The organism is Accumulibacter sp., assembly GCF_036625195.1.
Classification (GTDB): Bacteria; Pseudomonadota; Gammaproteobacteria; order Burkholderiales; family Rhodocyclaceae; genus Accumulibacter.
Genome location: NZ_JAZKUG010000001.1, coordinates 481,891 through 496,878, shown reverse-complemented (window position 1 = coordinate 496,878; position 14,988 = coordinate 481,891). Strand labels below are relative to the sequence as shown.

Annotated in this window: 18 protein-coding genes and 1 pseudogene; 8 read left to right on the top strand and 11 right to left on the bottom strand. The window is 66.1% G+C overall.

Annotated features, from left to right (window positions below; all coding sequences use genetic code 11):
• Positions 1–3: 3 nt before the first annotated feature.
• The 4 genes from V5B60_RS02275 to V5B60_RS02260 form a co-directional block, all read right to left on the bottom strand.
• On the bottom strand, positions 4–1,215 hold the full coding sequence (locus tag V5B60_RS02275; RefSeq protein ID WP_332345412.1) for an exo-beta-N-acetylmuramidase NamZ family protein: 1,212 nt from the start codon (positions 1,213–1,215) through the stop codon (positions 4–6).
• The gene (locus V5B60_RS02270; RefSeq protein ID WP_332345411.1) at positions 1,215–1,808 is read right to left on the bottom strand and encodes a DOMON-like domain-containing protein; all 594 of its coding nucleotides are present in this window, start codon (positions 1,806–1,808) and stop codon (positions 1,215–1,217) included. The genes V5B60_RS02275 and V5B60_RS02270 overlap by 1 nt, the downstream gene beginning before the upstream one ends.
• A gap of 144 nt (positions 1,809–1,952) precedes the next feature.
• Positions 1,953–3,017, bottom strand: a complete 1,065-nt coding sequence (locus V5B60_RS02265) for a CobW family GTP-binding protein (protein WP_332345410.1) — start codon at positions 3,015–3,017, stop codon at positions 1,953–1,955.
• Positions 3,014–3,475 (bottom strand): Fur family transcriptional regulator, encoded by a 462-nt coding sequence (locus tag V5B60_RS02260; RefSeq protein WP_332345409.1) that lies wholly within the window; start codon positions 3,473–3,475, stop codon positions 3,014–3,016. Before V5B60_RS02260 ends, V5B60_RS02265 begins: the two co-directional genes overlap by 4 nt.
• Before the next feature lie 362 nt (positions 3,476–3,837).
• On the opposite strand from V5B60_RS02260, the gene msrB reads away from it, so the two are divergent.
• Both msrB and msrA read left to right on the top strand, forming a co-directional pair.
• Positions 3,838–4,344 carry a peptide-methionine (R)-S-oxide reductase MsrB gene (gene msrB, locus V5B60_RS02255; RefSeq protein ID WP_332345407.1) on the top strand — a complete coding sequence of 169 codons (507 nt, stop codon included), beginning with the start codon at positions 3,838–3,840 and terminating at the stop codon, positions 4,342–4,344.
• Positions 4,341–4,946, top strand: a complete 606-nt coding sequence (msrA, locus tag V5B60_RS02250; RefSeq protein ID WP_332345406.1) for a peptide-methionine (S)-S-oxide reductase MsrA — start codon at positions 4,341–4,343, stop codon at positions 4,944–4,946. The genes msrB and msrA overlap by 4 nt, the downstream gene beginning before the upstream one ends.
• Before the next feature lie 26 nt (positions 4,947–4,972).
• Here the strand turns inward: msrA and V5B60_RS02245 are convergent, their stop codons facing one another.
• A complete protein-coding gene (locus V5B60_RS02245; protein ID WP_332345405.1) occupies positions 4,973–6,163 on the bottom strand; it encodes a class I SAM-dependent rRNA methyltransferase in 1,191 nt (396 codons plus the stop codon).
• A 197-nt stretch (positions 6,164–6,360) separates the two neighbouring features.
• On the opposite strand from V5B60_RS02245, the gene V5B60_RS02240 reads away from it, so the two are divergent.
• From V5B60_RS02240 to V5B60_RS02230, 3 genes are read left to right on the top strand one after another with little or no spacing between them, the layout of a single operon-like run.
• Positions 6,361–6,735, top strand: a complete 375-nt coding sequence (locus V5B60_RS02240) for a hypothetical protein (RefSeq protein WP_332345404.1) — start codon at positions 6,361–6,363, stop codon at positions 6,733–6,735.
• Positions 6,732–7,358 carry an SCO family protein gene (locus V5B60_RS02235; protein ID WP_332345403.1) on the top strand — a complete coding sequence of 209 codons (627 nt, stop codon included), beginning with the start codon at positions 6,732–6,734 and terminating at the stop codon, positions 7,356–7,358. Before V5B60_RS02240 ends, V5B60_RS02235 begins: the two co-directional genes overlap by 4 nt.
• A gap of 44 nt (positions 7,359–7,402) precedes the next feature.
• Positions 7,403–7,876, top strand: coding sequence for a hypothetical protein (locus tag V5B60_RS02230; protein WP_332345402.1), 474 nt, complete (start codon positions 7,403–7,405; stop codon positions 7,874–7,876).
• A 178-nt stretch (positions 7,877–8,054) separates the two neighbouring features.
• Here the strand turns inward: V5B60_RS02230 and V5B60_RS02225 are convergent, their stop codons facing one another.
• From V5B60_RS02225 to V5B60_RS02205, 5 genes and pseudogenes are all read right to left on the bottom strand, one after another.
• Positions 8,055–8,186, bottom strand: a complete 132-nt coding sequence (locus tag V5B60_RS02225) for a hypothetical protein (RefSeq protein WP_332345401.1) — start codon at positions 8,184–8,186, stop codon at positions 8,055–8,057.
• Positions 8,187–8,272: 86 nt separating this feature from the next.
• Positions 8,273–8,926: a DUF47 domain-containing protein gene (locus tag V5B60_RS02220; RefSeq protein ID WP_332345400.1), complete on the bottom strand. Its 654-nt coding sequence runs from the start codon at positions 8,924–8,926 to the stop codon at positions 8,273–8,275.
• 22 nt (positions 8,927–8,948) lie between these two features.
• A pseudogene (locus tag V5B60_RS02215) lies at positions 8,949–9,353 on the bottom strand (inorganic phosphate transporter); the annotation flags it as partial.
• 30 nt (positions 9,354–9,383) lie between these two features.
• On the bottom strand, positions 9,384–10,580 hold the full coding sequence (locus tag V5B60_RS02210; protein WP_332350391.1) for an IS4 family transposase: 1,197 nt from the start codon (positions 10,578–10,580) through the stop codon (positions 9,384–9,386).
• A gap of 136 nt (positions 10,581–10,716) precedes the next feature.
• On the bottom strand, positions 10,717–11,376 hold the full coding sequence (locus tag V5B60_RS02205) for an inorganic phosphate transporter (protein ID WP_332345399.1): 660 nt from the start codon (positions 11,374–11,376) through the stop codon (positions 10,717–10,719).
• A gap of 307 nt (positions 11,377–11,683) precedes the next feature.
• Between V5B60_RS02205 and ypfJ the strand changes: the two genes are divergently transcribed.
• From ypfJ to V5B60_RS02190, 3 genes are read left to right on the top strand one after another with little or no spacing between them, the layout of a single operon-like run.
• Entirely contained in the window at positions 11,684–12,544 is an 861-nt protein-coding gene (gene ypfJ, locus V5B60_RS02200) for a KPN_02809 family neutral zinc metallopeptidase (RefSeq protein WP_332345398.1), read from the top strand.
• Positions 12,541–13,458, top strand: a complete 918-nt coding sequence (locus V5B60_RS02195; protein ID WP_332345397.1) for a peptidoglycan DD-metalloendopeptidase family protein — start codon at positions 12,541–12,543, stop codon at positions 13,456–13,458. The genes ypfJ and V5B60_RS02195 overlap by 4 nt, the downstream gene beginning before the upstream one ends.
• Before the next feature lie 40 nt (positions 13,459–13,498).
• On the top strand, positions 13,499–13,804 hold the full coding sequence (locus tag V5B60_RS02190) for a hypothetical protein (protein WP_332345396.1): 306 nt from the start codon (positions 13,499–13,501) through the stop codon (positions 13,802–13,804).
• Here the strand turns inward: V5B60_RS02190 and V5B60_RS02185 are convergent, their stop codons facing one another.
• A complete protein-coding gene (locus V5B60_RS02185; protein WP_332345395.1) occupies positions 13,805–14,986 on the bottom strand; it encodes an O-succinylhomoserine sulfhydrylase in 1,182 nt (393 codons plus the stop codon).
• Between the last annotated feature and the right edge of the window lie 2 nt (positions 14,987–14,988).

Sequence of the window (14,988 nt, the reverse complement as noted above, 5' to 3'; positions counted from 1 at the left end):
CTCTCAGTAAAGCAGGAAGTCCTGCCGCATCTGCAGCCACGCGTCCTCGTCAGCGCGGCTGAGGGAATCAAGGTCGTCGGGCGTGGCCGTCGGGTCATCGACCCACTGTCGCAGCGCGGGCGAGCCGTTGATCAGGTCGATCGCCAGCCGATCCGTTTCGTACTCGTAGGGAAAGTCCCGCCATAGCGGGTAGTCCGGCTGCAATCGCCGCAGCACCTTGAAGGCGAGGCTCTGCAAGCGCCAGGGACGGAAACCGTGGTGCCGGTAGGCGCTGTCGTCGACGTGGATCTGGACACCGTGGCACAGCTGCCCGGCGTGTTTGTGGAAGGTCGGCTCGAACCAGCACTCGCGCAGCCGGCAGCCTTGCAGCCAGGCGGGTGCCAGCGAATGCATGCCGGCGATCAGCCGGCGAGCGTCGAGATCCGGTGCGCCAAACAGCTCCAGCGGGCGGGTCGTGCCGCGACCCTCGGAAAGCGAGCTGCCCTCGAGCATCACCGTGCCGGCATAACAGCGCGCCATCGCCAGACTGGCGGCATTGGGGCTCGGGTTGATCCAGCTGCGCTGGCCAGTCGGCCATCCGTAGCCAGGTGCCGCGTCGGGCGCCCAGCCCTGCATCCGGATGACCGTGCAGTCCAGTTCGAGTTCGAACCGGCGGATGAACCAGCAGGCGAGTTCGCCCATCGTCAGGCCATGGCGCATCGGCAGCGGTCCGGCGCCGACGAAGCTCTCCCACCCAGGGCGCAGCAGCAATCCTTCAACCGGCCGCCCGACGGGGTTCGGGCGGTCCAGGATCCACACTTCCTTGCCATGCGAGGCGGCCGCCTCGAGAACGTACAGCAGGGTGGTGATGAAGGTGTAGATGCGGCAGCCCACATCCTGCAGGTCGACCAGCAGGAGGTCGAAGCTCGACATCATTTGCGATGTTGGACGTCGGACCGTGCCGTACAGGCTGAAGACCGGGATTCCGTGCTGCGGATCGAAGAACTCGGCCGACTCGACCATGTTGTCCTGCTTGTCGCCGCGCAATCCGTGCTGCGGTCCGAAGGCGGCCGTCAGCCGCACATCGTCCAGCGCTGCGAGCGCGTCGAGCGCATGCGTCATGTCGGCGCTGACCGATGCCGGGTGGGCGAGCAGCGCCAGCCGGCGGCCGCGCAGGGGTTGCCGCAGGTCGCTGTCGCCGAGCAAACGGTCGAGGCCGGAGAGGAACGCGGGCATCAGGAATCCCTTCGGGCGGATCGGCTTGCCGGGGCGAGTTCGAGGCGGAAGCCGTCGCGATGATGAAAATCGGGCAGATCAGCCGGATGGTGCAGTGCCCAGTAACTGTGGCTGCCGTCGACGACATCGGCCGCCTCGATGACCGCGGCGAGGCCGATCTGCAGGGTCGCCGCGGCGGCATTCGCCGGCAAGGCAGCAGCGGCGATCAACACCTCGACTTCGAGGCGGCCGGCAGACAGCCTGGCGGTCAGCCGCGGTGCCGGTAGCGGTATGGCCACGGCTATCGGTTGGCGGTAGCCGGCGAACGCGTAGCTCGCCCACTCGCCGGACGGCGAGAAGTTGAACTCCTGATACGCAGTCTCGCCCGCGATGCCGGTGAAGGCCTCGAAGCAGCTGTGTTCCCAGAGGCCATCGGCACGCCGGGGAGCCGTTGGTGGCGGGATTCGCAGGCGCACCATGTCACCGCGCAGCCGATAGGCCAGCACCAGGTCGCCGCTGGCGGTGCGTTCTGCCCGGGCTTCGACCGATCGCACCACGGGCGCCGGCGTCGCCGGGTGGCAGAGCAGGGTCAGCGGGAATTCGTTGATCGGCATCGGAGATCCTGTGACGGATCGGCAGGAGCCAGGATTCTACTCTCTGTGCGGGCTGTCGCGACGGGGTGCGCGCACGCTCGCTGACCATCGTGACCGAAGCCGCCACCTTCCGCCGTGGGCTGCCGACGGATCATCTGCTGCCGGTCACACTTCTCCTTTTGCCGGGGTGCCACAGAACATGATGAAGGCCTGATCTATGATCTGTCGCTCGAGCGCCCGGACGATGAACACCAGCCTGCTCTGCCGGTCGTCGTCCGGCCATTCGGGCAGTGATGCTGCCGGATAGCGCATGTGCTGCACACACTGCACGACGCGTGGCCCGACCTCGTCGGCGACAGCGACGAGGCCCTTGACGCGCAGGATGCGGTCACCACAGGTGGCGAGCAGGACATCGATCGCTTCACTGAAGTCCGGCCAAGCGAAGGGCTCGGCGAAGCGCAGGACGAAGGAATGAACCAGTGCGTCATGGCGATTGACGTCATGGACGTGCAGATCCTGCCGCCAGGCGTCGTGTTCCGCCTTGACCTTCTCCTCGGCCAGCCAGCGCCGGACGTCGGCTGTCTTGCCAGCGGGGTCGTAGAGCCCGCAGCCGAGTACCTGCCCGGCATCAATGTGGCCGTGCGCGACCTCGATCTGCGGTGCGCCGGGGTTCGCCCGGCGCAGTCGTCGCGCCAGGGTGGCGAGCTCAGCCGGCTCGGCCAGGTCACACTTGGTCAACAACAGGCGATCGGCCATCGCCACTTGCCGCACGGCCTCGAAATGGCGTCCCAGCTGGCGGTTCGCATGGGTCGCGTCGACTGCCGTCACGACGCCATCGATGCGAAAGCGCTCGGCGATGAAGAAATCCTCGAGCAGCGTGTACAGTACCGGCGCCGGATCGGCCAACCCGGTGGTTTCGATCAGGACGCGGGAGAAGGTAGGGATCTCGCGCCGCAGGCGGCGCATGAACAGGTCGCGCAGGCTGCGTGCAAGCTCGCCGCGGACGCTGCAGCAGAGGCAGCCGGAAGCGAGAACGAGGACGTTGTCGTCCACCTTGTCGACCAGGTGATGGTCGATCGCGACCTCGCCGAATTCATTGATCAGCACCGCCGCATCGGCCATCGCCGGTTGCCGCAGGAGATGGTTGAGCAACGTGGTCTTGCCGGCACCGAGGAAGCCAGCCAGGATGGTCACCGGAATCGCCCGTTCGGGCGACGGCACTGCGCTCACTGCGGGCTGCCCGCGCACTGCGCGCAGCGTCCGCGCAGATCGAGTTCGATGCGTGACAGCAAGAACCCCTCCGGCAGCATCGGGGGTGGCGGCGGTGCGGCGTCGAGGCAGAACACACGCCCGCACCCGTCGCAGCGGAAATGGGTATGGGCCGAATGCTCGCTGCCGCTGGCGGCGGAAAAGCGGAAGGTCCGTCGCGTGTCCGCGTTCCGGTGCGCCAGCCCGGTCGCGACCAGCCAGTCGAGCACGCGGTAGAGCGTGACGCGATCGAGCGCCAGATCGCCGAGGGACTCTTCGATCTCATGGTGGCTGAGTGCGGTCGGTGCCGATCGCAGCAGGCGGAGGACGCGAACGCGGGCCGGCGTGGCGCGGGCGCCGGCGCGGCGAATCAGACGGGCTGCACGCTCGGCCTCGCTTTCGCTCGGCTGTTCGCCACTGCGGATGATGGCAGGCTTCATGATCGGGAATTAGAACATGGCTGCCGGGCAGCTGCAACTCTGTTGCAGCTGCCCGGCAGCCATGCGTGATCTGGCGTAAGGTGTGGTCCCGTCTGGCGACCAATGGGGGCAGCCCGGCAGCGGGCTTGGCCGCAGAGAGGTCAGGACAGTGGCCCGTGCTGTGGCGCCTGCCGTCCCTTTCTCCAGCGGCAACGGGCGGGGAACTGCCGCCGCGGCGTCGTTGCCGAAGAAGCATCGTCGGTGCGCGCGCGATGAGCTTTGTCTGCGATCACGCACGGCCCGGGGTACATCTGGCGCGACACTCTCCGATGCCGGTTCCAGTCGTCGGCGCCGTCTGCTTTATCGTCCTGTTGGAGCGCATCATGAATCGTTGTCAGACACTGAAATGGTTGAACCACATCTCGACCTGCATCGTCCCGGAGGCGACGGCTGGTCCCGCGGCGACTCGTGACCACGGTCGGCTCGAAAAATCGCAAGCCGAGTGGGCGACCCTGCTGCCGCTGCCCGCCTATCGTGTCCTCTTCGAAGAGGACACCGAACGCGCCGGAAGCAGTCCATTGAACCACGAGAAGGGCGACGGCACCTTCGTTTGTGCTGCCTGCTGCCTGCCGCTCTTCGACAGCGCAGCGAAATACGACAGCGGCACCGGCTGGCCCAGCTTCTGGCAGCCGTTGCCCGGCGCGATTGCCACGCGGACCGACTTCAAACTGATCTACCCGCGCACCGAGTATCACTGCAGCCGCTGCGGTGGGCATCAGGGGCACGTCTTCAAGGATGGTCCGCAGCCAACCGGCAAGCGCTACTGCAACAATGGCGTGGCGCTTCGCTTCGTGCCGCGCGGCGAGCAACTGCCGGAACTGCGCACATGAGCCGGGCCGTCGTCGGTGTGCTGCTGCTCCTCATTGCGGGTCCGCTTGCCGCGGCCGATGGGGCCGCCGCCAAGCCGGGCGAGGTGCGCACAGCGATCTTTGCCGGTGGATGCTTCTGGTGCAGCGAGGCGGACTTCGAAAAGCTGCCGGGAGTCATCGCGGTGGAGTCGGGCTATACCGCCGGGCGTACGGCCAGCCCCACCTATGAGCAGGTCAGCGCGGGCGGCACGGGCCATACCGAGGCGGTGCGCGTCACTTATGACGCGCGGCGGATCAGCTACGTCCAGCTCCTGGACCACTTCTGGCGCCACATCGATCCGACCGTCAGGAACCGCCAGTTCTGCGACGTCGGTTCGCAGTATCGCAGCGGCATCTACTGGCAGAACGAAGTCGAGCGCAAGGCTGCCGAGAGCAGCCGGGATGCCCTGTTGGCCAGCGGCAAGGTGCCGCGGATCGAAACCGAACTGGCCGCCGCCGCAACCTTCTATCCGGCCGAAGAGTACCATCAGGACTACTACCGGAAGAACCCAGTGCGTTATTCGTACTATCGGCTGTCCTGTGGTCGGGATGCCCGCCTGAAGCAGATTTGGGGAGATGGCTGAGTGCAGCTGGCCCGCTGCATCGGCGCTCAGTCCGCCTGACAGAGCAGTCCCTTGAGGTACTCCCCTTCGCTGAAGCCGAGTCCCACCGGGTGGTCGGCGGGTGCTGCCAGATGGCGCAGGATGCGTGCCTCGCGACCGGCGGCAACTGCGGCATCGGCGACGATCTCCCGAAAGTGCTGGCGGCTGATTCCGCCCGAGCAGGAGTAGGTCAGCAGCAAGCCGCCCGCAGCCAGGAGTCGGAAGCCGAAGACGTTGATGTCCCGGTAGGCGCGCGCGGCTCGTTCCGCATGCGCGGCCGAGGGAGCGAACTTCGGCGGATCGAGGATGATCAGGTCGAAGAGTTCGCCGCGACGCTTCAACAGCCGCAGCTCGCTGAACACGTCCGACTCGCGCCATTCGGCGAGGCTGGCGTCGAGTCGCGGGTTGAGGGCGAGGTTCTCCACGGCAGTCGCCAGTGCCGGTGCCGAGGAGTCGATCGACAGCACCTGGCTGGCCCCGCCGGCGAGTGCCTGCAACGAGAAGCCGCCGCTGTAGCAGAAGCAGTTCAGCGTCCGGCGTCCGCTGGCGAGCCGGCACGTCAGCAGCCGGTTGTCGCGCTGGTCGAGATAGAAGCCGGTCTTGTGGCCGCTGACGATGTCCACCCGCATGCGGACACCGTTCTCGACGATGCTCAGCGGGCTCGGCGGCGCCTCGCCAAGCAACCAGCCGGCGACGGGAAGCAGTCCCTCGAGACGGCGGACGTCCGAGTCCGAGCGCTCGTAGATGCGCGCGCAGCCCGTTGCCCGCTGCAGCGCACGCACCAGCGCCTGTCGCCACTTGTCGGCGCCGGCGGACGTCAGCTGGAGGACGATCGTGTCGCTGTAGCGATCGGCGATGACGCCGGGCAGGCCGTCGGACTCGCCGTGCAGCAGCCGCAGTCCCTCCTGTTCGCGCAACTCGGGCAGCAGCAGGCGACGCTCGACTGCCGCCTGCACGCGCCGCTTGAAGAACGCGTCGTCGACGATTTCCTGCGGATCGAAGGTCCACACCCGGGCCCGGATCTTCGATTCCGGGCTCCAGGCGGCCTTGGCCAGCGGCCGGCCGTTGGCGGCGACGACCTCGACCGTGTCGCCAGGACGAGCGCGGCCTTCCAGCCGGTCGACCGCGCCGGCGAAAATCCACGGATGCTGGCGGGCAAGCTGGCGATCCTTGCCGGGCAGGAGAACGAGTTGAGGCATGCGGAAGGTGCCCGGTGCGGGTCAGAGGCGAGGCGCGCAGTGTACATCACAGCGGCAGCCAGCGAAGTCTTGTTTCGCCGGCTGCCCTCCCCCCGTGCGATCCGAGGGCAGCCTTTTTGAGCCCGATCAACGCGGGGTCCGGTCTGCACCACCTATAATCGATCCGTTCCGATCACCTGCCGAGCCATTTCCAAGCCATGCCGCGTGTACTGCTGTCGAGTCTGCTGATCGTTCTTGCCGTCCCGGCTGTCGCCGACGCCGATGCCATCCCGACGGCCGCTCTGGCTGCGATCGGCGACCTCGGTCGGCTCAATGGCCAGGCGCTTGCCTGCGGCGAGATGGGCAGCGCCGGCCAGGCGAAGCTGCTGATGATCCGGCACGCACCGAAGACCCGGCGCTACGGCGAAGTGTACGAGGAGCGAACCAACCAGGCATTCCTCGCCCAGGGTGGCGACCTGGCGTCCTGTCCGTCGGCCGCCGACTTCGCTTCCCGGTTGGACGATCTGTCGCGGCGCCTGCAGTCGCTGCTGCCGGTTGCTCAGACGGCGACGCAGAAGCCGCCAACGCCATGATGAGCCGGGGCTTCGGCGTCGCGCTGTGCGTCGCGCTCCTCCTCTTCCTCCGCGGGCAGTGTGCGGCTGCGGACGATGGCGCGGCCGACTTGCCGGCGCGCTACCTGCTGATGGACGCCAACGGGCGCGCAGTCAGCAACGAGGATTTTCCGGGCCGCCTGCAACTGATCAGTTTTGGCTACACGTTCTGCCCGGATGTCTGTCCGACGACGCTGGCCGAGATGGTGGCGGTGCTCGGCGTCCTCGGTCCGGATGCCGAGCGCCTGCAGGCGATCTTCATCAGTGTCGATCCGGAACGTGACACAGCGAGCATGCTGCGCAGTTACGTCAGCTTCTTCGATCCGCGGATCATCGGGCTCAGCGGATCGCCAGCCCTCGTCCGGCGTGCCGCAGACCATTTCGGCGTGCGCTACGAACAGGTTCGCGAGCCCGGTGCACCCGCCGATCAGTACGCAGTCGACCATTCGGTGGGGATGTTCCTGCTCGCGGCGGATGGCCGCTATCTGCGCCGTTTCGCCTATGCCACGCCGGCGACCGAGATCGCCGCCCGTATCCGCGAGATCATGGGCGCGAGCCCTCAGCGGCCGGGGCAGCAACGCCAGCCGGCAGCGACCGGCAGGTGAGTGCCCCCGGCGGGATTCCTGGCCATTGACTGGAGACTCTTCCGATGAAACGCCGCTTCCCCGCCTTCCTTCTGCTCCTCCCGGCATTCGTCGCGTCGGCGGGCGAGCGGCTGTCCTGTCCCGACCCGGCGGCAGCGGTACAGGTCGGCAATTGTCCCGTTGAAGCCGAACTGCGCTACAGTTTCAACGGCTTCTGCAGTGACAATCGCCGCATCTATCAGGACGATGCCGCGCTGTGCACCGACTACGCAGACTACCGGAAGGCGAAGAACGTCGCCCAGTGGGAGTCGGCGGATGGCACATTCACTGCCTACCTGCCTTGCGGCTCGGCGGCGGTCTGGCTGTCCACGGTTCGCGGCGCGCGCATGACCGTGTCACGGCAGGGACAGATCAGCCGGCTGGCCTGCGACTATGGCGAGGGGATCGTCTTCACGCACCGCACGCGCTTGCAGTGCCGCGTCGAAGGCGAGGGCAACTGCCCGGACGACCAGCAGCGGTGCATTGCCCGCTGTGAGTGAGGAATTGCCAGTGGCGTGGGTGAAAGGGACGAGCGATCAACGCGTCGGCACAGGTGGATGTGCGACCGGCCGACGTGTGGCCCGCCCGATCAAACCGGCCATGCAGGGGTGAGGGGACAGAAAAACGCGGCGCGGACCCCGCAGGGTGCGCGCCGCGCTGTTTGCATTCACCGACCTGTCAGCTCTTCGGCTTCGCCGGAGTGCTCATTTCGGCCTGCCCATCCTTGGCTTTCTCGCCTGGGCAGGCGACCGCGGTTGCACTCGACAGCGCCAGCGCCAGGGCCATCAGGCCGGCGGCCAGTTTCCTCATAAGCGTCTCCTCATGACTGCCGACATTGGCCCTGCCAATGTAGGCCTGTCGGCCGGAAAATTCAACCCCGAGCCTACAAGTGGTTCTCAGCACAGCTTGACGACGATACTGTCGAGCGCCGCTGCCGCATCGGAGACACGGTCGGCCGCATTCGACAGGTGGCGGTAGGTTTCGCGCCGCTTGAACATGTGCAGGTAGTCGTCTCCCTGGAAGAGTTCGGCGATCGCGCGGCGGTAGGCCTTCTCGACCGTCCGCTCGGCCTTGCGGGCCGCTGCCGCGTCGCCGCCGGCGGCCGCCGGATCGCTGCCGAGCCGGCCAAAGCCGCGCGCCAGCGCTTCCGCGCCCTCGCGCAGGTGCATCGCCATCTCGAGGCTGTGCTTGTCGGGCTGCAGTCCGAGGACATCCATCTCGACCACCGTCGACTTGCAGTAATTGACGATGTCGTCGAGCGTCATGATCGCGGCGTGGATGTCCTCGCGGTCGATCGGCGTCGAAAACGCCTCGCTGAGGACGCCGAGGTTGCTCGCCTTGACGCGGTCGGCCTCGTGCTCGTCGGCCCGCACCCGCTGGCTGACCGCCACGTCGCCGGTTTCCATGAACTCGACGAGCAGGCGGGTGGTCTCGGCGGCATTGGCGCTCTGTTCGCCGAGCATTCCGAAGAAATCGGCGACGGTCGGGAAGACGCGTTCGTAGAGCCGGCGGAAGATCGGCTTGTTGGCTTCGCTTGGGTTGGTATCCATGGTTCTCATCTCCTAAGGTTGTTTAGCCGACGATGATCTTGGCTATTGCGTAAATGACGATGGCGGTGATCGCCGATGCGGGAATGGTGTACAACCAGGTCTTGCCGATGTCCTTGGCCTTCTTCCAGCGCACCGCGCGCGGGCGTTCGGAGTAGCCGATGCCCATGATCGAGGTGGCGACGACGTGCGTCGTCGACACCGGGGCACCGGCGTATGAGGCCGAGAGGATCAGCAGCGCCGAAGTGAGCTGCGAATCGAAGGCGTGCAGCGGGCGGACGCGGTAGATGGCGAAACCGAGCGTACGGACGATCCGCCAGCCACCGGAGAGGATGCCGAGGGTGATGGCGATGGCGCAGGCGAGCATCACCCAGAACGGCACCTCGAACTTCGGGATGAAGCCGCCGAGCACGAGAACCAGGGTCAGCATCAATCCTCACAAGTTAGCATATAGGCATAATCACTTATAGGCGTGCGACAGGTGCGGTTTCGGCTGCGGTTTTCGCGGTTGGGAGCGATTGGGGACGAACTTCTGGAGGTTCAGGGCGATTTCCTCGAGGATGGGCTTGAGGCGGCGAGTGGTGGCGGTTGCAGCCAGGAGCCAACGACCGATCTGTCGCTTGATCTTGTCGATTTCCAAGGTGCGGTTGATCTTGTAGGACGAACCGGGGTCGAGAAGGGTGTGGGTCGCGACATAGGCGGCCAGTGCGTTGAGGTTGTCGAAGACCGCCTTGGCGCCGAAATCCTGGCGCGCCGCATGCCAGGACAAGCCGGAGGTATGTTCCAGTTGCAGCCGGTGCTTGATCCGTTTGAACGCCTCTTCGATTCGCCAGCGGCCGTGGTACAGCTCGGCAAACGCGGCGGCGGGAAAGGTCACTGGATCGAGGAGCGAGGTCATCACCACATGCACCCGTCCGTTCGGTGTCGTCACCCGCACCAAGCGAACCGTGGTCGGCGTGGCCGGGCATTCATAGTCCTCGGCATCACGGGCATTGGGCGCGCGCAAGACGACGACCTGCTCGCTTCGACCGGACTGCAGGAACTCGCGTACCACTTTGAATCCTTGAGACAAATCGCAGCGGATGCAGAAGGGGATGCGACGTGCCGTCAGCGCCGACACCAGCCAACGACATGGAAAGCCGCGGTCCATCACGAGCACATCGTCGGAGCGCAGACAATCGATCGCCTCGAAGAACATCTGACGCTCATCGGACAAAGGCTCATGCAGGCGGAAGTTCAGGAACAGCTCGATCCCCGGCAGGTAGAGGCCGAAAGCCATGCCTGTGACGATCGACCGGACGTTGTCCTTCATCATCGTCAGGCGAACCGCGCTGCCATCCACAGCGACCACCCGAAAGCCTCTCCAGCGCGGGATCGGCAAGTGTTCCTCCACCAGTCCCATCAGGTGCTGATTGACCTCGCCGAACACCAGCGCGTTGATCTTGTAACGTGCCTGGTAGAAGGCTTGAGCGGTGACCTCACGGACCGAGTCGGCGCGATTGCGCAGGTTGGCGAAGAACTGATCGAGTTCCGACTGGACGGCGGCGTGGACGCTGGAGAGCAGAAAACTGAGGACGGTTGGCAGGGTGAGGGTACGGCAGCGGGTGAAGTGTTTGGGGTCGAGGCGAGCCACTTGGAGCAACTCTTGAGAAAACAGATACTTGGAGAGCTTACCAAGTATGTTGGCATATTCAGGCCGTCATGCGATTCTCCTTTATAAACAATTGGTTACAGCTCTATTTTGCCGCAGGAGCGCAGCCGACACAAGGCCTGCCGCGCAATATGCTGATATGCTAACTTGTGAGGATTGGGGTCAGCATGCCCATGCTCTTCTGCGCGTCGTTGGCGCCGTGCGAGAAGGCGAGGCCGGCGGCGGTGAAGAACTGCATCTTCCGAAGTTTGTCGTTGACCGTCGGCTTGGCGCCCGCGAGCAGGCGTCTCCCCGCGCGATGGATCAGGAAGCCGACCCAGAAGCCGAGCACGGGCGAGACGAAGAGCGACACCAGCACCTTCATCACGCCGAGCAGCTTGCCTTCCTGCATCAGCGGCGTCCACCCCCAGATGACGAACTGTGATCCGGCTGCGGCGACCACGGCACCGGCGACGCCGCCAACGAGCGCGTGCGACGAAGAGGAGGGGATGCCCAGCCACCAGGTCGCAAGGTTCCAGACGATGGCTCCGAGCAGGCCGCAGAACAGGATCAGGATCGCCGTCTGTTTGTCGAGCGACGACAGGTCGACGAACTTGCCGATCGTGTTGGCGACGGCGGTGCCGCCGAGCAGCGGGCCCATGAACTCGAAGAAGCCAACGATGCAGACGGCCTGGATCGGTGTCATCGCGCGCGATGCGATCACCGTGGCAACGATGTTTGCCGCGTCGTGGAAGCCGTTGGTGTAATCGAAGAACAGCACGATCACCACCGTCGCCACCGCCAGCCAGTAGATTGTATCCATACGCCCCCTTCCTGTGGAAGCCGGCCCTGCAGGGTCCGCTTCATGTAAAAAGTTCGCGGATTATGCACGAAAACGGGAGATTGTCCACGTTTCTTCACCATTGGTCACGATTCCGAGCCGTCCTGAGGGACAAATCATGCGTTCTTCCGGAGCCGCCGCAGCCACCCTCGATCTGATAGCATTCGGCTTTCGAGGTGTTCCCGGCACGATGCCACTGCCTGCGCCGTTCCCGCACGTTCGCCGGGGAGAGGTAGCAAGGGCATTGATTTCATGGAACATTGATACTGCTTTGCGAAAGGGTTCCGGCATGCGGCTTGACGACCAGAGTGCCAGTCAGAACGTCGAGGACCGACGCGGCGGCGGGCCGGGGATCGGGCGGGGCACCGTCGGCATCGGCACGCTGGTGATCGCGCTCGTCGCCGGCTACTTCCTCGGTGTCGATCCGGCAGTGATCCTTGGACTGGCGTCGAGCGGCACGCCGTCGTCGGCGGCGGCGCGTCCGCCACAGAAGCCACCGGCTGGCGACGACATGGCGACCTTCGTCGCCAAGGTTCTCGGCAGCACGGAGACGACCTGGCATGCCGTGTTCAGCGAGGCCGGCCGCCGTTACCAGGAGCCGAAGCTCGTCCTGTTCACCGCTGCGACGCCGACCGCCTGCGGTACCGGACGCTCGGCGATGGGCCCCTTCTACTGCCCGGCCGATCAGAAGGTCTACATCGATCTCGCCTTCTACCGCGATCTGCGCGAGCGCTTCAAGGCGCCGGGCGAGTTCGCCCAAGCCTACGTCATCGCGCATGAGGTCGGCCATCATGTGCAGAACCTGCTCGGCATTTCGGACAGGGTGCATGCGACGCAGCAGCGCAGCGGCAACCGTGCCACCGCCAACGCCCTGTCGGTGCGGCTCGAACTGCAGGCCGATTGCTTCGCCGGTGTCTGGGGGTATCGCGCCGACAGCCGGAGCCGGATTCTTGAGCCGGGCGACGTGGAGCAGGCACTGAACGCCGCTTCGGCCATCGGCGATGACCGCCTGCAGCGGCAGACGCAGGGTCAGATCGTTCCCGAGTCCTTTACCCACGGCACTTCGGAACAGCGGGTCCGCTGGTTCAAGCGCGGCATGGAGAGCGGCGACATCCGGCAGTGCGACACATTCAGTGCGGCGACCCTGTGAGGCAGCGAGCCGAGCCGCCGCGCCGGCACTGCCGTGCCGCCGTCGCCGCCCTTCTCGCGCTGGCGTTGCTGCTGCCGTTGCCGGCACGCGCAGCCCTGCCACGGGAAGCGAGCGTTCCCGGAGGGGTGGTATTGGTTCTGCTCGGTGCGGCAGCGGACGCGGCGGTGCCGCCACGGGCGTGGCTTGGCGAGCAGCCGGTACTGGTCACGCGGCGTGGTCGCGAGTGGGTCGCCGTCGTCGGTCTCGCGCTCGACACGCAGCCGGGGACGCACGAGCTGCGGGTACAGCCGCCTGCGGCGCCAACCGCTGCCTTGCCGGCGATTGCCGATCCGGAGACTGCTACCGGCAGGGCATCCTTCACGGTTCGCGCCAAGGATTATCCGGCGCAGCGCGTCACCCTCAAGGACAGCAGCAAGGTCGAGCTGTCGGCGGAGGATCTGGCGCGGGCGACGAGCGAGATCGCCGAAATCCGGCAGCTGCAGCGCCACTGGCGAGCCGCCGACGACACCGACCTCGACTTCATCCTGCCGGCGGAAGGCCGGCTGACCGGACGTTTCGGACTGCGCCGTTTCTTCAACGGCGAAGCCCGGGCGCCGCACGCGGGTTTCGACATTGCCGCTGCGCGAGGCTCGCCCGTTCGCGCCAATGCTCAGGGGATCGTCCTCGCCAGCGGCGACTACTTCTTCAATGGCCGGACCGTCTTCGTCGATCACGGCAATGGGTTGTTGAGCGTGTATTGCCACCTTGACCGCATCGACGTAAGGGCCGGCGAAGCGGTCGCCAAGGGTCAGCGGCTGGGTCTGGTCGGAATGAGCGGCCGCGCGACCGGCCCGCATCTGCACTGGGGTGTCGTACTCAACGGTGCTCTGGTCGACCCGCAACTCTTCGTTGCCGCGCGCGGCCACGAGCGCTGAGCGGGCGCTCGCGGCTTGCCGAAACTCTCAGGAGGAACACATGCGACTGGTGATCTGGGTTCTCTGGCCGGCCTTCGTGGCGGCCGCAATCGCCGAGGCGATCTTCTTCACGCTGATCGACCCGGCACAGCTCTACCTGCTCGGCCAGCGCGTCGAGTGGTCGGCGATGGCGACCTATTCGACCGGCTTTTTCCTCTTCTGGCTGGTGTGCATCGGCTCCAGCCTGATGACCTACTGGATGATGCCTGATGTCGCCAAGGAGGCGCTGCGCCAGGCGGCCGGCGCGCGTGTCGACCTGGCGCGGCGACAGCGGCAGCCGGAAGATGCGACGCGCGGCGGCGGCTAGCTAGATCAGCGCCAGGCCTCGGTCGAGGTCGCGCTGCAGGTCGCTGACCGCCTCGAGCCCGACCGCGATGCGCAGCAGGTCCTCGCCGATTCCCGCTGCCGCACGCTGTTCCGAGGTGATCCGGCCGTGCGTCGTCGATGCCGGATGGGTCAGCGTCGTCTTGGTATCGCCCAGATTGGCAGTGATCGACAGCAGTCGGCAGGCATCGACGACTGACCACGCTTCGCTGCGGGCGCCCCTGACGGTGAAGGAGACGACCGCGCCGCCGCTTCGCTGCTGCTGCCGGGCGAGGGCATACTGCGGGTGTGAAGGCAGTCCGGGGTAGTGGACGCGTGTCACTTTCGGGTGATTCTCGAGCCAGCGTGCCATCTCGAGTGCCCTGGCCGATTGTTCCGTCAGGCGCAACTGCAGCGTCTCGAGCCCCTTGAGCAGAACCCAGGCGTTGAATGCCGAGAGCGTCGGACCGGCCGTGCGCAGGAAGCGGAAGACCTCTTCGGTGAGCGAGCGCGGCCCGGCGACGGCGCCGCCGAGGACCCGACCCTGGCCATCGAGAAACTTGGTCGCCGAATGGACGACGAGATCGGCGCCGAGATCAAGCGGCCGCTGCAGGATCGGCGTACAGAAGCAGTTGTCGACGACCAGGAGAACGCCACGCGCATGGGCGATCGTCGCCAATGCGGCGATGTCGGCGATCTCGGTGAGCGGATTCGATGGGGTCTCGAGAAAGAGCAGCTTCGTCTCCGGTCGCATCGCCGCCTGCCATGCCGTCGTGTCGGTCTGCGCGACGAAGCTGGCCTGGATGCCGAAGCGCGGCATGATCGTGCCGAGCAATTGCTGCGTCGCGCCGAAGAGACCGTTCGAGGCGACGATGTGATCGCCGCTGCTGCACAACGCCATCACCAGCGACAGGATCGCCGACATGCCGGATGCCGTGGCAACGCAGGCCTCGGCTCCTTCGAGCGCGGCGAGGCGGTCCTGGAAGGCGCTTACCGTCGGATTGGTGAAGCGCGAGTAGACATTGCCGTCTTCCTCACCGGAGAAGCGGGCGGCCGCCTGCGCCGCGCTGCTGAAGATGAAGCTCGACGTCAGATAGAGCGCCTCGCTGTGTTCGTTGAACTGGCTGCGTTCCTGGCCGGCGCGAACCGCCAGTGTTTCGAGTGCGTAATCGGGATTGGTCTTCATCG

Coding starts and splice junctions, on each gene's coding strand:
- ypfJ (WP_332345398.1), top strand. CDS start 11,684: ATGCGGCTTGACGACCAGAGTGCCAGTCAGAACGTCGAGGACCGACGC.
- V5B60_RS02270 (WP_332345411.1), bottom strand. CDS start 1,808: ATGCCGATCAACGAATTCCCGCTGACCCTGCTCTGCCACCCGGCGACG.
- V5B60_RS02220 (WP_332345400.1), bottom strand. CDS start 8,926: ATGGATACCAACCCAAGCGAAGCCAACAAGCCGATCTTCCGCCGGCTC.
- V5B60_RS02230 (WP_332345402.1), top strand. CDS start 7,403: ATGAAACGCCGCTTCCCCGCCTTCCTTCTGCTCCTCCCGGCATTCGTC.
- msrB (WP_332345407.1), top strand. CDS start 3,838: ATGAATCGTTGTCAGACACTGAAATGGTTGAACCACATCTCGACCTGC.
- V5B60_RS02205 (WP_332345399.1), bottom strand. CDS start 11,376: ATGGATACAATCTACTGGCTGGCGGTGGCGACGGTGGTGATCGTGCTG.
- V5B60_RS02235 (WP_332345403.1), top strand. CDS start 6,732: ATGATGAGCCGGGGCTTCGGCGTCGCGCTGTGCGTCGCGCTCCTCCTC.
- V5B60_RS02190 (WP_332345396.1), top strand. CDS start 13,499: ATGCGACTGGTGATCTGGGTTCTCTGGCCGGCCTTCGTGGCGGCCGCA.
- V5B60_RS02260 (WP_332345409.1), bottom strand. CDS start 3,475: ATGAAGCCTGCCATCATCCGCAGTGGCGAACAGCCGAGCGAAAGCGAG.
- V5B60_RS02240 (WP_332345404.1), top strand. CDS start 6,361: ATGCCGCGTGTACTGCTGTCGAGTCTGCTGATCGTTCTTGCCGTCCCG.
- msrA (WP_332345406.1), top strand. CDS start 4,341: ATGAGCCGGGCCGTCGTCGGTGTGCTGCTGCTCCTCATTGCGGGTCCG.
- V5B60_RS02185 (WP_332345395.1), bottom strand. CDS start 14,986: ATGAAGACCAATCCCGATTACGCACTCGAAACACTGGCGGTTCGCGCC.
- V5B60_RS02245 (WP_332345405.1), bottom strand. CDS start 6,163: ATGCCTCAACTCGTTCTCCTGCCCGGCAAGGATCGCCAGCTTGCCCGC.
- V5B60_RS02225 (WP_332345401.1), bottom strand. CDS start 8,186: ATGAGGAAACTGGCCGCCGGCCTGATGGCCCTGGCGCTGGCGCTGTCG.
- V5B60_RS02275 (WP_332345412.1), bottom strand. CDS start 1,215: ATGCCCGCGTTCCTCTCCGGCCTCGACCGTTTGCTCGGCGACAGCGAC.